Source organism: Methanosphaera sp. WGK6 (assembly GCF_001729965.1).
Taxonomy (GTDB): domain Archaea; phylum Methanobacteriota; class Methanobacteria; order Methanobacteriales; family Methanobacteriaceae; genus Methanosphaera.
In genome coordinates this window covers 41,368-59,110 of record NZ_JRWK01000009.1, presented here as the reverse complement: position 1 = coordinate 59,110, position 17,743 = coordinate 41,368, and the positions used below count along the sequence as shown (strand labels likewise).

The following is a 17,743-nucleotide window of genomic DNA, read 5'->3' as shown; positions in this document are numbered from 1 at the left end:
AAGTTTTTTGTTAAAAAATTTAAATATTTTTATATTTAAATGATTACTTCTATATTTCTATTAAGTAATAAATTTTATCATTATTTTTTTCAAAATTAGTTAAATTAATAAAATGGGGGGGGGGATAGATGTAATACATTTTCAAAAATAATTTCAATTATATATTTCTTGTTTTAATTAGTTTACAATGAATATTTGTATATTCCTGGTTTAATTAAAAATTCAGGGTATTATTTTATACTTTTTGGCTTACATGGTTTTTTAGTTTAGTTTCTGTGTTTATTTTTTTGTAGATGTCTATTATTTTTTCATTCCAATTGTTTTCTTCAAGTAATTTTCTTAGAAGATGTATTTCTTCTTTGTCATTACTTTCAAATAATGTTTTATTTTTGTAAAATAAGATATATGTATCGTCTTTTTTTCTTATATTTCTATTTGGATGTTTTATTTCAAGGATTATGTTTTTAATGTGTTGTATTAATTCTGGATTCCAGTTACTTTCCTCGAGAATATTTCGTACTGATATTGCTATTGTTTTGTTAGTGAATGGTCCTATTTTTACTTTTAGATTTCGTGTATTTTTTTGAATAATATAGTTAGTTCCTATGTTTGTTATTGTTCTTTCCTCTTTTTTCTTATTCCAAGGGGTGGGTGGTAATATTTCATCATATTCTGGTTGTATTATATTACATAAATCTTCTTCATTTTCATGACTTGTAATGTGAAGATCTCTTTCTATGAGTATGTTTTCAAGATTTGTTCCATGTATTATGGATTTCTTGTTAATAACTACTTTGTATCGTTTATGATTTTTTTCATAGACAATATACTTGTAAAACTCTTTGCTTGCTTGTTGTTCAGCTCGATTTATATCTATCTTGTTTCTATAATATGGTAGAATATTTGCTAATATTTTTGTATATTTCTTATTATAATATGGTCCATAACATAAATTAGGCTGGTTTTTATTTCTAATATAATATTTATTTAATTTTTTTGAAGATACATGTTCTATAATATATTCTGGAAATGAATCTTTTGGAGAATATCCTGTTTTAGGACTTTTAATCCAATTATTTTCAGATAATAACATTGATTTTGTAACAGCTTCTTCAAATGTATTAAATATGCCATAATATATTATGTTTTGATAAATCATTCGAATTATGTAATATTTACCATTTCTTGTCGGTTTAATGTTCTTCATATTTTTAAACCTCCTTAACTAATTAGAAATTTCTATTATTTTTTTTTAATATATTCATCATGTTAAACAATAATTTATGATAAATAGTATTTAAATTTTATAAAAAATCATTAATAATATATACAAATATATTTCTAGTAGTATGCCACCTATTAAACATACATATTTATTAACTGATTTCCATGATCATATAAAAATCGAATTTTAAAAGAATTCATAACATGAAAATAGATAATATAAATAAAATAAAAGGGTGGATGGTTAAAATATGGCCTTTTTTGAAAATCAGAAACAAAAACCTCAAAATAATGAAATAGATAAATGGATAACAATTAAAAATAAACAATGGAATCCAAAAGTAGGTGATACAATTGAAGGAATATTAATAGATAAAACATTAGGACTAGGCAAATACAAACAAAGCATATACCTAATAAAACAGGAAAATGAAATTATAGAAGTATGGGGAAGAACACAACTGGATAGATTAATGATACAAGTTGATATTAAAGACTATATAAGAATAACATATCAAGGAAAACTCAAAACTAGAAATAACAACAACATAAACCAGTACAAAGTAGAAAAAAGGAGTAATTAAATGATACAACAAGAAAACATGGAAGAATTCTGGAATCCTGAAGAAGAATCAGAAATACAAGGAATAGTGGTTGATAAACTAGAAAACATTGGAAAATACAAAAGTAAACTCTATAAAATACAAGATAAAACAATAATCTATAATATATGGGGAAAAACACAACTAGATAGATTAATGGAAACTGTAATGATAGGTGATAAAATACAAATAACATACAATGGACTAATCAAGACAAAAAAGTTTAAAATGAAGAAATACACAGTGAAAATAATAAATGATGATGAAGAATGACAATAAAAGAAGAAATAATAAAACACGCTAATAACAAGCAAAACATACTACTCTACCAAGAAGATCTAATGGAAATATACCAGACAAAAAATCAAGAAGATCACTGGGCATACATAAACAATCCACGAAAAGGAAAATATGCATTAGAAATAATAATAAAAACATTAAAACCAGGTACAATTACAAAAAATAAGTCTGCAGCAAAACTTCTTGACAATATAGCAGAAATAACAAGAAAAACTCAAACAATAATATTCATAGATAACTTTGAACAAGTAAACAAACGAACACTAGAATACTATGAAGAAATAAACACAATGAATGTTAGTTTAGTAGTAAATATCATGGAAGATAAAGAATTTATAGATGAAACATTCCTTAAAAACTTCATAATCCTAGGTGGTGAGTATAATGAAAACAGATCACACAGCATTAACATAAAATACACACTACTTCTACTATTATCTTTTCTTATTTTTCTATTATTTATCAAAGTACAACTTAGTATTATAAGCTACCTTGCATCAGCATTATGGTTTACATTACTCATGTACCGGTCATTTTATTATATGATACGATAGGTGGAATCATGTCAAAAAATATAAATAGCTTTCTAACATCAATAATTCTTTATTGTTTAATATCATACCTACTTGAACTACCATACTTATTAACAGGACTACTATTTACAATAATAGGATCTCAACTAGAATTACTACTTCCAAGAAACTATAAACAATCAATAATAATTATAATACCAATCATGGCATTTTCAATAATATATCCCATAATAGGAATACCTGTAATTATAGGTTATATATCAAGTATAATCACAGCACTTGTAAGTAAAAATGGTTGTAAATTATTATATCCCTACAGTACAATAACATTCACAGGACCATCAAATTACCTAGAACATGGTGGAAAAGAGGAAACATCTGCAACAGTATTTCTATTAGTACTATCAATAATAGCAATAATACTCTCATTATATGGAACACAAATACTAGATGATGTTAATACAAATACAGGAATACAAAACTATTATACAAACAGAAATAGTCTTTCACAAAATAACTATGAATACAATAGATATACTAATAATTCAGGATATATACACTATGTTTATATAAATCCAAGTAGTATAGAAAATAACCGAAATATAACAACATATAACTATAATAATACTACAACAACCATAATAACAGAATACACACAACCCACATAAACTCAAATCCATCCTAATTTTTATTATTTTTTTTCTAGTAGTTTGCCACCATCACACTATAAATATAATACAAGTATTCAAAAAGCAGAATACTTATAATAAGTGAGGTGAAAAACAATGAAACATAAAAAACTAGTAATATCCATAATACTATTAGTACTATCATTATATATGCTAACAACAATCTCTGCTAAAAATACAACAGATATACAAGAAAATACAAGTCATAACACAAATACAGTAAAACAATTAAACAAAACAATAAAAAATACAACAGCCACAACAATAAAAGTAGATAACCAGGAAGCAACAGCAAGATATGGTGGACAAATATACTACAAACTAGATAACAACAAGGTAAACGAGGGAATAGTATCATTATACGTAAACAACACATACATAAAAAATAAAACCCTGAACAATGGAGTAGAACCAATAGAATGGAATAGTAAGGACCAACTATACAATTACCCAGCAGGAGAATATAATCTAAAAATAAAATACAACAATGAAAATATAGAACTTGAAGACACTGCAACACTTACAATAATACCAAAAACTACAATGATTTACATAACAAACACAACAATAACACAAGATAATAACATACAATTAACATTTGAAGTAGTGGATGATGAAATAATACCAGTAAATGATGGAAATATCACTATATTCTCAGAAGGAACACAAATAACAAAATTCAACATAAATAATACACAAACAATAGAAATTAGTAGAAACTATGCAAATAAAATAATAGATTACACATACACAGACAACAACACATACTATGAAGATGCAAGTGATTCTTATAAATTAGATGTTATAATACCCCTAAATGGAGATATAGATACAAACATAATAATAGATGACATAAAATATGTACACTATACTAATAAATACCTGATTGAAGTTAAAACAACAATACAAGATACAAATAAAAACAACATAACAATTGGCAGACTAGAAGCATACTATAAAGATAATATAATAGCAACAAGTAATAATACAACAAGTATAATTATACCCAACAATTACAATGAAAAAGAAGTACTCATAAAATATGTGGCAAGTGATAACTATAAAAATTCAAGTATTTCCGTCACACTATATCCACCAAAAATTACAACATCCATGTATATACCCTACATGTATGGATATAAAAGCACAGGATCCAACATATATATTACAATAACTTCACAATTCCCAGTAACAGATGGAAAAATAGACATATATGTTAATAATAACTTAATAACAACAATAAATGAATTAAACCAGTCAGGATACTATGCAGTAAACCAAAACCAGACAACAATAGGATACTATCTTGATTTAACAGATTTCACTGAAGGAACATATAATATATCCGCAGAATACTATGATAGTATGGTATTTACTAGTAAAAGTGCTGAAACAACACTTAATGTACGAAAAATAAGCACATACATCTATGGATATGATAGAACAATATATGTAAATGATACAATAAGCTTATATGCATATGTATATGCAAATAACAAGGAAATAGTAAATGATGGACTAATGCTTTTTACAATAGATGATATACTAATTGGTGGCAGACTAGTACAAAACAATAGTGCAAGTATAGAATACATTATTCCAACAACACTCACAGTAGGTCAACATACCCTTAAAATAGAATACACTGGAACCGACCTATTTATTAACACAACACGCACAGTAAATCTATCAGTACAAAAAACAAGTACTACAACAACCATTAGATCATGGACAGTAGATGAAAATGAAAACATAATAATAAACACCACAGTACGAGCATGGAACAAAACAGTAAATGGATTAATAACTGCAACATTAAACAATATAACTATAAATTCAACAGTCACTAATGGAAGTGCATTAATAAAACTACCAAGCACTATCACAACAGAAAAAGCATATAATTTAACTATAAACTATCATGGAACTAGTATACTTGCAGAAAGCTCATATAATAATGAAAACTATATATTCTCTAAAATTAACACTACAATCCGAGTATATTCAAGTATTCGAAGAAATGGTACATTAACAGTAACTGCATCCATATACTCAACAAACTATGCTACAATAAACAAGTCACAAGTACAATTATATGTTGATAAACTATGTGTAAGTAGTATAAATCTAACAAGTAATACTGTAAACTTCACATATAACATGTATAACTATAAAGCAGGAAATTACACAATCAAAGTAATATATAATGGTACAAAAATATTTAATTCAGCACAAAACACTACAACAATAACAAAAACAGAATATCATAGAACAACATACATGAAATTCACGGGAAACACTACAATATATGCACAAAAATCAAAAACAATACAAATAAACACAACAATCACAAGCTATAATACAAATATCACAGAAGATATAACTGCAAAACTAGAAATAACAGATAATGCTGGTAAAATAATAGACTATAAAACAAATCTAGTATTCAAGAAGGGAATATTATATTATAACTATACAATTCCAGCAAACATTACAACTATGGATTATAATTTAAGTATTTACTCACAAAATAGTACAAATTTCCTTGAAACAAGTGCTACATGTATATTACGTGTTGGAGGACAATACACGAGAATTTATCAAAAAAACTTATGGGCATATAAACAAAATTCAGTACTATTTAACACAACATTATATGATACAAATAGTAAAATAGTACCTACAAATACAACAGCAACAATAAAAATATACACAACAACAGCTAATATAATAGATTCATTCACAACAAAATTCATAAATGGTATATTAAGTTATAATTACACACTACATGATAAGCTAATAAATAATTCATATGCAGTAAATATTATAAATCATGGAAATGAGAACTATGCAAGCTCATCTCGTATAATAAATATGACCTTAAACAATAGAAGAACATATATATCCTCAAGTAACAAGTACATAAATCTTAAAGACAACATAGTATTCAATGGTACAATAACAGATAGCATAACAAGGAATGTTATAAACACAAGTAATGGTAATATAGAAGTATACATTAACAATATAAAAGTAGCAAATACAAGTATTAAAAATGGAAAATTCTATTATATATGTAATATGAACTTAACTGCTGGAAAACATAATTTAACATACAAATATACAGGAGATAACATATACAACACAACAAATAGAACATACAATATAACAGTATATAAAACAGCACTACGAATACAATTAAAGTCCATAAAATTAGTAATAGGAAGTATTACTCAAATTAATGCAACAATAACTGATTATAATAATAAACTAGTAACAAATACACTTAAAGCAAAACTATTACTCAATAATAAAACAATAGTATCAAATATAAGTATAACTAATGGAAAACTAGAATATAATTATACATTCAATAATCTTAAATCCTCTGGAAATATTCTTACTTTAGTTATTGATGAAAGTTCTAATTACTCTGCACGAAATTCAACAACAACCCTCTCCCTAATTAAAGACTATCAATTCCTACATGTTCCATATACACTGATTACAACAAATACAAATAAAAAAATAGTAATTATAGGAAATATAACAAATCGTTACAATAAACTAATCACAACAAACACAATACTCAATATACAATTAGCAAACATTAACTTAACTACAATCACAACAAACAATGGTAAATTCACATATAACTACACACTTCCAACAAACATAAACACTGGAACATATGATATAACAATAAAAGCACTTGAAAACAACAAATACTACTCCAATGCAGAACATTTAACACTAAAAGTAATATAACCCCGTTTATCCTCCATAAACACCTTCTTTTATTTTTTTTACTAACCTTTTTTTTCTATTAGTATGCTACTATCATACAGATAATATAACTGAGGGACAAGAACTTAGTTTCAGCTGTCATACACTTAAAATCAAGTCCCTCATATATTCTATAAAAATAAAAGACAGGAAGATAAAATGATATCTAAAAAATATATTCTACTATTACTACTATTAATATTACTTATAACAAGTATAACCACAGTAAACAGTACAAATATAACAAATAACACACAACTAAAGAACAATCATGAAATAAATAATACACAACATGATACAACACAAATAAATACAAAAACAATGAAAAACACAAATAAAGAATATGTAAATATAATAACAGGAAAACTAGTAACACAAGTAAACAAGACAAGTAATATAACACTACAAATAACAAGCCAATACAAAAGACCAGTAAATACAGGACAAGTAACATACACAATAAACAACAACACAAAAATAACAAATAATGTAAAAAAGGGAATAACAATACTTCAATACAAATTCAACAAAACACAGCCATACAATATAACAGCCATATATCATGATAATACAGATAACTACTATGATGGAATACAACAATTCCAAGTAAATATAATAGATCCACGACCCACAATAAACATGATAATAACACCAACAAACACAACAACACAAACTACTACAACAATAACAATAAACTACCAGGACACATACAAAAACCATATAGAAAATGGTACAACACAGATAAAAATAGATAAAAAAGAATTAAACACACAAATAGAACACGGACAAACAATACTCAAATACCAATTCAATAAAACAGGAAATCATATTATACAAGTAACATATCATGGAAACACACAATACAAGACAAGTACAATTACTAAAACAATACAAGTAACAAAACAAACAACAAAAACAATAATAACAAAAGTAAACCCAGTAAAAGATACAACCACAACACTACATGCCATAATAAAAGATCAATATGGAAACAAAATAAATAATGGAACAGCCACATACTACATAAATGGAGTAAAAGAAACAACAAAAACAGTAAAAAATGGGGAAGTAAAATACAATAAAACATTTGACACAGCAAGACTAAGAAACCTAACAATCAGATATAATGGTGATAACAACCACCAAGCATCAGTAGATAAAATAACACTCCATATACAAAAAATAAACACAACAACAAAGATAACTAGAACAAACCCAGTAAAAGACACAACTACAACACTACATGCTATAATAATAGATTATAATGGAAAACTAGTTTCAAGTGGAACAGTTACATGCTACATTAATGGTAAAAAAACAATAACCAAGAATATCACAAATGGAAAGATACAATACAACACCCAATTTACTAAAGCACAACCTACAAATCTCACAATCCGATACAATGGAAACACACAATATAATCCATCAGTAAATAAAATAACACTCTATATACAAAAAATAAACACAACAACGACATTAAAACAAATAAAACCCGTTAAAGGAAATAATATAACATTAAACATGACAATAAAAGATGCAAACAACAAAAAAGTATCAAATGGAACAGTAACAATATATATTCATGGAAAAAAAGTAGCAACAAAAACAGTGAAAAATGGACAAGTACAATGTCCTATTATATTTCCAACAGCAGGACAAAAAAATCTCACAATCAGATACAATGGAGATACACAATACAAGCCATCAATAATAACAATGTCTCTAACAATACAAAAAGCAACAACTAAGATAACAAATACTAAGATAACAAAAAAGAACAATAAAACAATAATAAATGCAATAATAAATGATAATCATGGAAAACAGGTAACTTTAAACACGGCAATAACAATTAAAGTTAACAATAAAATAGTAATATCTAACAAATATGTGGTAAATGGAAAAATAAATATGGTAATAAATAGAATCTATCCAAGAAATACTAGTTATTTGATAAAAACACTGGAAAATAGTCAATATAAATCAACTACTGTAAGTATAAAAACATGAAAAAAGGTGGATAATAGTATACATTCAATATGTATTCATATTCATCATTCTATTTTTTTTAATTTTGAAAAGATCTTCTTTTAATTTTCTAATTCCTTCGTGGAGTTGTGTTATATTTGTATTTCTGTTTTAGTATTTTATCTTGTTCTTTTAATTCTATGAAGAAGGTCATTGTATTATCTAATTTAATTTTAAGGTGTGGTTTTATAAGAAGTATGTTTATATATAATATTATAAGTAGTAATTTATGATACAGGTATGGAGAAAAATAAATGTTTGATGAAGATTATCCTGAAGAACCAACAAGTCTTGCAAAAGTAAAATCAGAAGAGTATGATGGTATATTACTTGGAGAAAATGAGTTAGGAACTGTGCATATTCATGGACCCTATGGAAATAAGGATTCTTGTGTGAAAATAGCTTATCTTATTGGTATGCATCCCCTTGAGAGTAAGTCTCATAGAGCTTTATTTGAAACAGTACTTGATAAGTCTAGTGAACTTAATTATTGCTATTATATTTATAATACTGATGTTTATGAGGTAGATGAGGCAACTGAGGGTCGTATGAGTGGACAATTACTTGCACGGGAATTTATAGCACAACATGTAATTGATAATAAGTATACCTTTGTGATGGATGTTCATGCTAATAAGGGTCTTAGAGGTCCTGGTAAGTATGAGAAGACTAATTTTCTTTTTGCACCTGGCTTTGATGAGAATTCTGAGAAATTCATGAATATTTTACTTTCTAATATGGATGATATTGAGTATTATGCTCCTGAGTATCGTACAAGTCCTGAGTTTATAACTATTCCTATAAATGATTCGGGGATACCTGTACTGGTATATGAAACATTTTCTTATGAGCCTATGAGTAAAACATATAGTCTTGCAGAGAAGTTGGTTGTTAATGTTGATAATTTAGAATTTTAGTTGTTTTTTTTAACTTTCTTTTTTTATGATATTTTCATAAGTTCTAATATGATTGAACTATTAATGAAAGTATTGTAATTTTTAATATTTTTTTTAAAGTATATTCCTAAATATTTATTAATGTCTTCTAAGTATAGAGTATATTAGGAATTATAACAATTGTTATATTTTATAAAAGTATATAATTAAACCAAGCTAATCCTATAATTTAATCAAAACAAGCAAAATTTTTGGTTATTACATTATTTAAAAAAATATATAATTACAAATCACATATTTAAATAAAATAAAGGTGAATCAATGAATATAGAAGATATAAATTTAAAAGACAATTTAATAAATGCTTTAACAAAAAATGAATCAGAAATAACACCAGCAGGATCATTTCCAGCAACATGTATGACAGAACTTATGGAAAAAGATGGGGTACGATTTCCAACAGGACATACTGACGCTGAACAAATGGCAAAAATAGCATCATCAGCATACAGATATGTAGGACTAGAAAGCATGGTACTACCATTTGACCTAGGATTTGAAGCAGATGCAATAGGATGTGACGTAGCACTAACAGACCATGACAACTCATCATCAATAACTCACGCACCATTTGACAGTGTAGAAGACTTTGAAATGCCGGATGATTACATACACAATGCACGTTTTCCAGCACTAATAGAAGCAACAGGAATACTCCAAGAAGAATATGGAGACCAAGACATACCAATAGTTGGAGCAATGAGTGGACCACTAACAGTACTAGGACAATGTCTAGGAATAGAAGGAATTCTTAAAAAACTATCAAAAGACTACTATGTAGTAGAAGATGCATTAGATGCAATAAATGATGGATTAATAGAACAAATAGAATTATACAATGAACTAGGCATGGATGCAATAGTATTATATGAACCAAATGGAACACCAGAACTAGTAGCTCCAGAAATTTATGAACAATTACTCATACCATTCCATGAAGACTTAACAGCAGCCACAGACATACCAATAGTATTACACATATGTGGGGATACAAATGCACAAATAGCAAACATGATGAGTGCGGGATATGATGGAATAAGCATAGCAGATGATGTAGATATAAACTATGCTAAAAAAGTACGAGAAGACATAGGAGCAGACACAGCAATATGTGGAAACATATCCACAACAGACACATTATTCATGAAAACTCCAAAAGAAGTAGAAGAAGATGTAACAGAAGCATTAGAAAAAGGAGTAGATGTATTACTACCAAGTTGTATGATTGCACCACTTTCACCATCACAAAACATTAGAGCAATAGTAGAAACAAGAAATAAATTCTTTGAAAATAAATAACTTAAACTCCCATTATTTTTAATTTTTTCTAGGTTAGAGTGTCGGTCAAAACTACTTTTTGAATTTAATGAGTAAATAATATTTCTGATTAAAATGGCCTATTCATTTATCAGTTAGTTCACATTTAAAATGAACTTTGAAATATGAGAATACTCTTACAGTTATGACTTTTGGCCGAGACTCGTTAACTAAACTTCAAAATTAACTTTTGAAAAGAGTTAATATTAATTCTATTTTAAATAAGAATTATGGGAATAAATTTATTTTTAGCGAACATTCTTTATTTATATTATAGGGAGATATGTGGAATGGAGGTTATTTTTTCTAAATAGGCTTTTTTCTATTTAATATAATTATATGTGGCTATACCATTTTCATGTGTTAATAATATTTTATCCTCCTTAACTAGTTGATTTAGCACAGATTTTATCTCTGTTTTTGTTAACGATGCTGGACTATCATAGTATATTATTTTTATAAGGTCTTCTTCGCTTATAGGGTCTTTATTTTTAATATATTGTCTTATTATTTCTGCATTAATCATAAATATCACCAAAGTAATAATTATTTTCAAAAAAGTATTATTAATACTTTAATTAATATTTTTATTACTATTACTTATAAATGTTTTTATTAAAAAAAATGTGAAAACTAAGTTAAAAGTAATAATTTCCTAAAAGGATATAAAAAAGAGGATGAGATGAAATTCATACAATCATCTTTTATTATATGATATTTTCATACAGTCTTACTCTCATATATAGGAATATATCTGAGAATAATAGAATAATAACTGATCCTATGAATATAGACATAGTACCATAGTTCATAATCAATACACCACCAATACTTGTACCAATGGTTATACCAATATTCAGCATACTAAAGTACATTCCATTAGCAAATTCGGGTGCTTGTGGTGCTGCTGATACAACCCAATATTGCATGATATTATTAAGAACACCATCAAATGCTCCCCAAAGTATCATAAAAATAATGGTTGGTATTGTAACATGACCATATATGTAAAGCATGAGTAATATTATACTAAATAGTACTGGATAGATTACAACGGTTTTATCCGGACTTTTCGTAAGAAGTTTTCCACCAGTCCATGTTCCAATAAGAGAAGCTATACCAAACAAGAATAATGTTAATGTAAGTGTTGTATCATATATCTGTGTTACTGATTGTAGAAATTCAGACATATAACTGTAGGATATACATACACCAGTTACAAGAATTACTATTCCAAGACATGACAGGTAGAATAGTTTTGTTTTAGCAGATTTTATCTGTGAACTATGAGTCATAACAGTACCTTTCATATCTGGGAAGAATATCATTGTTGCAATAGCTGCTATTATATTAATAATTGCAAACCAAATCATTGCTGCAGTGTATCCAATTGTTGTTGCAAAGAATGTAGTTATTGGAACTCCAATAATACTTCCTGCACTAACTCCCATGAGTACTTTACTTATTCCCATTTGTACTTCACTTGGTGGTGCAATTTCTTCTACTACTGCAAATGTTAAACTACAATATGCTGGATATATTATTGCAGGGATTATTCTACAAAGTAATCCTATGTAGAAGTTGGTTGTAAATCCACTTATTAGTGATGTTATTGCAAATACTAGTAATACACTTGAAAATAGCCATTTTCGGTTAAGATTACTTACAAGTAGTGGTATGAATATACTTGTTATTGCAATTATAATTGCAAATACACTCACAAATAGTCCTGCTTGATCTATTGTTATATTGAAGTGCTGGGCAATTTGAGGCAGTATTCCTATGATTCCTAGTTCTGTACTTAGAATTCCAAAGGTTCCAAGTACCATGAGTAGAATAATTTGATTATATTGTTTCATTGTAATGTTCCATTGATTAATAAAATTAATGCATATAAACTTTTTATTTGTTGTGTTTGTTAAGTTTAGTGATGTGTTTTTTATGGTTTTATTTTTCCTTTTTTTAAGTTTTATTTTATTTTTTATTCTATTTTTCTTTATTTTAATTACTTTTTCGTAGTACTTATCATACCCTCTGTAGTATTACTTATCAGATGCTCTTTTGTTTTCAAGGTTCATTTCTCTTATTTTATGATTTTTATCTCTTTTTTTATTACAATTATTACTTATCACATGCTTTAAGTAGTACTTATCATGACCCCCTGCTTATTACTTCTCAGAACCCCTTTGAATACTTATCACTTCCACTTAGATTACTTATCATGTGCTCTCATTACTTATCACATGCTCTTACAGACCCTTTATATTAACAAAAAAAGATAAGAAAAGTATGAAAACATACATTTATAGAATTAAAATGTATGATATCTTTAAATAAAATAAATAATGGTGATAAAAAATGTTTGAATCAATAAAACGAAATAAAATACAAACACTCGAACCAAAAAAAAGTATAATAAATAATGACATAGATATAGGGGAATATAGCCTAATTGCAGCATTTACATTAATTGCAGTACCAACAATATTTTTAATATGCACACAACTAATGATAACAATAGGATACCTTTAATAACAAAAAATAAAAGAATCTGATAAAAATGTTAATTCCAGATAGAATAACAAGATACAAATTAAATCAAGATATCAAAAACAATAAAAAAGTGATGAATATAACATTCTACAAAACAGGAAATAAAAAACTAGACTCATTACTCTCAAATAAATAAATACAACAAATCACTTTTTCCACAATATTCTTTTTTAATAACTTATTTTCATAAAATTTCAAAAAAAATAGAATAAGTATTAATGAATATAATTCATAATCTTATACAAACCTTTATGCCAAACAAATGTTTCACTACTAAAATACCCAATAAGTACAGAAACAACCAAGCATAAAATAAATGTCATCAAAGCATTTGCTGGTGAAAATGCAATAAACAATATACTAAAGATAAGCATATCAATCATAATTATCTTATCATTAATACCATGAATCTTCTTCTTATCAACAACACCAAGAACAGATAAAAAGATAATAGGTGTAACAATTGCAAGTAAAATCCAAACAATTTCAACTAAACTAGATGTAGCAGTCCCTGTAAGATAATATAATACACAAGTATTAAGACAAAATGCATATAATAATCCACCAATTAGCTGAGATAATGTATGTTTTCTCAATGTAAGTCTACTCCACATTACAATAGGTATAAGTAGTCCCAATATCCATCCAAGAGGATTTACAAATAATAATGCTACAATAGGACCTGCAAGACCAATAATATGAATACTAATTTTCCATTTGGTATTAATTAAAACAATAATTAATGCATTTATACCAAAACATAACATTAAAGCACAAGTTAATCTATTAGCTCCAATAAACCATAATAAGTATGTTCCTATAAAATAAAACAGAACTGTTATAAGAAGAGGTTTACCACGCTCTTTTCTATTAGTAAAATCCTTATCCATGCCCTTATATTTAATCCAAAAACTCATGACAAGTAATGGTACAACTGTTGTGATAATAAAACTTATACCTTCAACTACTAAAAAATTATTCTTCTCCATAAAATAATTAATAATTAAAAATATGGGAATAATAATAAGTGGTGGCTCACAAATTCTTGAAACCATATTTGCCCAGAAGTCATATTTTTTCTTTGTAATATTCATTAATACACCTCAATATAATTACTAGTATATTTTTTATACTAAATATTCATATTGTATATGTAAGCTAAGTTTTTTATAGTACTAGAGGATAATATAGTTAATAGACTTAGCATAATCAAGGAGACAAGAAAAATGGATGCATTTGATAGTTTTATCATAGGAGATACAGGAAATATCGAGTTTTGTTTTGAAAACAAACACTTCATCAAAAGACTTGATGACAATAGAATATCAAGAGAGTATATTGTAGATACGATATTTTATGAAGATCCAATAAGATATGAGCCAAGTGGCCAAAATATGTATGAGGTAATTTATCCAGCACCTGAAAACAAGGATTATGCAGAAATAAAAGTAGTACTAGCATGTAAAGGAAATAAAATAGACTTAGTTACAGTAATTCCATTAGGTAAAACAAATAGACAAAAAAATAAGTATAAATCAGATAGTTATAAGAAAGTTGAGAAAAAAAGAATACAAGCAATGCAGAAAAGAAAATACTAATTATCAGGACATTTTAGAAATAGGATTAATTGGTTTAATAAATCCTATTAAAAAAGGAAAGTAGTAATTTAAAATAGTATTAATCATGATATTGTGCTTGATTTTAAAGTTTTTTCCAGATGTTCTACTTATTTCATGTTTTCATGTATTATGATTATAATTAGTATCCTTATTCATTTTAAATAATTAATGATTTTTGTATTTTTAAAGTACTTATAAAAATATATTCAAAAGATTTATAGTTGATGTGATATTAAAGTATTAAATATAATATATCAAGTATAGGAATAATATATTTGATAGGAATTGTTACTGAGTAATATGTAGTGGATTTATTTAATCTAAACTCAATGACTTTTTAGTGGTATATAAAGCATATGAGTGTTTACATGATACTTGGATAAAAGGATTATTCTTTGTTATAGGATTGGCTTTCATAAAAAAAGTGATTGTTTAATACCAGAAGAATTTTTTTTTGGAATGTAAAATATATTCTCAGAGTATTTCATAAAAATAACAATTTATATGATTTTTTTAAATCCAATGTGTTTTAATTATTAGTTATATTTTCTACTTAGTAATTCTAAAAAAATGATTTTATCTAGAATATTATTATACTAAATATACATCTATTTATCTAAAAATCAAAGATTAAAAATAAGTTTAAAAATAATTATATTATTGATAAATTTAAAGTATAGTAGATAAAATATTTTTAATTTAAATGTGGATAAAATTAATATAATCTAATGGAAAATATAAACTGAAATTAAAGAATGTTAAACTTGGATAACTTAACCTGAAAACTAAAAAAATATAGTTAAATAACTATACACAACACAAAATATAGTGATTGTCATGGTTGAACTCAAAATAATAAAAAAAATACAAGATGCAATATCAAATGAAAATATATTAGACATGTTAGATGGAGATGTACTTCCAAAAAAAACAATAACTGATTATGAAGACTACTTCAAAGATCTAAAATACACACTACTAGGAAATGGTGCACTATTTCTAGTAAATGATTCTACAAATGAAATAAGACAACATTATGACAACACATATCAGAAAACCATAAATTATGACAAATTCATCAAAAGTCAAGAATCAAAACAAAACTACTTTGATAATAAAAACATACAATATGAGTTATTTGTAGTTCCAGATAAAAGCATATTACTTCAAGAAAAATTACCATTCAAAACAAACTATCCTAAAAGACATATTGACTACTTACTGGATGTAGCATGTGACTTACTAGAAGTATTAGATGAAAAAGATACAGATGTAACTGATACTCTAATAAACAGGGAAGCAGGAATAAAAATAACTGCATTCATATTATCTAGATTACATGATGAAGAAGACTCAGATTACTACTTGGAACAATTATTCAATAGATTAAATATTGAAACAATAGATAACTACAAAGGGGATTTATTATCTGATAAAAATTGGTCCTATACCGATGATAAAGAATTAAAAGAAGAATTACACATATCTACGAAAAATGTGACATTAATAGAAGATAAAACAATTAACTTAAAAGAAGAAATACCAGAAGAATTCAAGATATGTAATACAAGAGCATCAGAACATATTAAAAATCCAAAAAGTATGACTGATAAAAAATTACTCATACTAGGAGATGCAAGTTCACAAAGAGTAATAATACCACTTGAAGCATACTATGGGGAAGTATTCTACTATAATGATTGTAGATACTTCAATGAAGATTTAATAAATTGGTATAAACCAGATGATGTAATAGAAATAATTACAGAAAGATATCTTGACACAGCATACTGTCCAATAATCAATGAGGAAGTAATACAACTACCAGTAATTGATGATATTAACATGGAAATAAAAAATGGTAAATTAAATATTAATGCTAGATTCAATGATTTACGTAATATTCCTGCAAAAGGAGTATGTATGTTATATATTAATAAACAACTTGTGGATCAAAGAGATACTGATGGAACATATACTAAACAATACACTCTAGAAAACTTTGGAGATAAAATAGAAGTAGTGTTAAAACTTAAATCAGGTATTTCTACTAAGAAAAATGTGGTTGTATATAAAAAATATATACGTCCAACAAAAATTTAAATTATTATATACTTTTTATTTAAATTTGAA

The 17,743-nt window shown here is 26.3% G+C and carries 16 protein-coding genes; 12 read left to right on the top strand and 4 right to left on the bottom strand.

Translation table 11 applies throughout. The features are described from left to right. Positions 1–235: 235 nt before the first annotated feature. Positions 236–1,207, bottom strand: coding sequence for a hypothetical protein (locus NL43_RS05830; protein ID WP_069593113.1), 972 nt, complete (start codon positions 1,205–1,207; stop codon positions 236–238). A 268-nt stretch (positions 1,208–1,475) separates the two neighbouring features. Here NL43_RS05830 and NL43_RS05825 point away from each other — a divergent pair, with 268 nt between their 5' ends. From NL43_RS05825 to NL43_RS05790, 8 genes are all read left to right on the top strand, one after another. Continuing rightward, positions 1,476–1,808 carry a hypothetical protein gene (locus NL43_RS05825; RefSeq protein WP_069593112.1) on the top strand — a complete coding sequence of 111 codons (333 nt, stop codon included), beginning with the start codon at positions 1,476–1,478 and terminating at the stop codon, positions 1,806–1,808. After that, a complete protein-coding gene (locus NL43_RS05820; protein ID WP_069593111.1) occupies positions 1,809–2,099 on the top strand; it encodes a hypothetical protein in 291 nt (96 codons plus the stop codon). Continuing rightward, complete coding sequence (locus tag NL43_RS05815; protein ID WP_069593110.1) at positions 2,096–2,680, top strand: hypothetical protein; 585 nt, start codon at positions 2,096–2,098, stop codon at positions 2,678–2,680. The genes NL43_RS05820 and NL43_RS05815 overlap by 4 nt, the downstream gene beginning before the upstream one ends. A gap of 8 nt (positions 2,681–2,688) precedes the next feature. Next, positions 2,689–3,327: a hypothetical protein gene (locus NL43_RS05810; protein ID WP_069593109.1), complete on the top strand. Its 639-nt coding sequence runs from the start codon at positions 2,689–2,691 to the stop codon at positions 3,325–3,327. Positions 3,328–3,444: 117 nt separating this feature from the next. Continuing rightward, positions 3,445–7,116, top strand: a complete 3,672-nt coding sequence (locus NL43_RS05805; RefSeq protein WP_069593108.1) for a hypothetical protein — start codon at positions 3,445–3,447, stop codon at positions 7,114–7,116. 177 nt (positions 7,117–7,293) lie between these two features. After that, complete coding sequence (locus NL43_RS05800; protein ID WP_069593107.1) at positions 7,294–9,147, top strand: Ig-like domain-containing protein; 1,854 nt, start codon at positions 7,294–7,296, stop codon at positions 9,145–9,147. 272 nt (positions 9,148–9,419) lie between these two features. Next, positions 9,420–10,082, top strand: coding sequence for a hypothetical protein (locus NL43_RS05795; protein WP_069593106.1), 663 nt, complete (start codon positions 9,420–9,422; stop codon positions 10,080–10,082). Between the two features lie 300 nt (positions 10,083–10,382). Continuing rightward, entirely contained in the window at positions 10,383–11,420 is a 1,038-nt protein-coding gene (locus NL43_RS05790) for a uroporphyrinogen decarboxylase family protein (protein WP_084790433.1), read from the top strand. A gap of 340 nt (positions 11,421–11,760) precedes the next feature. Here the strand turns inward: NL43_RS05790 and NL43_RS05785 are convergent, their stop codons facing one another. Continuing rightward, on the bottom strand, positions 11,761–11,964 hold the full coding sequence (locus tag NL43_RS05785; RefSeq protein WP_069593105.1) for a hypothetical protein: 204 nt from the start codon (positions 11,962–11,964) through the stop codon (positions 11,761–11,763). 181 nt (positions 11,965–12,145) lie between these two features. Further along, positions 12,146–13,297: an MFS transporter gene (locus NL43_RS05780; RefSeq protein ID WP_069593104.1), complete on the bottom strand. Its 1,152-nt coding sequence runs from the start codon at positions 13,295–13,297 to the stop codon at positions 12,146–12,148. Between the two features lie 499 nt (positions 13,298–13,796). Between NL43_RS05780 and NL43_RS08300 the strand changes: the two genes are divergently transcribed. Next, on the top strand, positions 13,797–13,970 hold the full coding sequence (locus NL43_RS08300) for a hypothetical protein (protein ID WP_158005560.1): 174 nt from the start codon (positions 13,797–13,799) through the stop codon (positions 13,968–13,970). A 28-nt stretch (positions 13,971–13,998) separates the two neighbouring features. Further along, on the top strand, positions 13,999–14,127 hold the full coding sequence (locus NL43_RS08495) for a hypothetical protein (RefSeq protein WP_256365394.1): 129 nt from the start codon (positions 13,999–14,001) through the stop codon (positions 14,125–14,127). 79 nt (positions 14,128–14,206) lie between these two features. Here the strand turns inward: NL43_RS08495 and NL43_RS05775 are convergent, their stop codons facing one another. Next, a complete protein-coding gene (locus NL43_RS05775; protein ID WP_069593103.1) occupies positions 14,207–15,085 on the bottom strand; it encodes a hypothetical protein in 879 nt (292 codons plus the stop codon). 132 nt (positions 15,086–15,217) lie between these two features. Here NL43_RS05775 and NL43_RS05770 point away from each other — a divergent pair, with 132 nt between their 5' ends. Both NL43_RS05770 and NL43_RS05765 read left to right on the top strand, forming a co-directional pair. After that, complete coding sequence (locus NL43_RS05770; protein WP_069593102.1) at positions 15,218–15,589, top strand: DUF4258 domain-containing protein; 372 nt, start codon at positions 15,218–15,220, stop codon at positions 15,587–15,589. Between the two features lie 858 nt (positions 15,590–16,447). After that, complete coding sequence (locus NL43_RS05765) at positions 16,448–17,713, top strand: hypothetical protein (RefSeq protein ID WP_069593101.1); 1,266 nt, start codon at positions 16,448–16,450, stop codon at positions 17,711–17,713. The last annotated feature ends 30 nt before the right edge of the window (positions 17,714–17,743 follow it).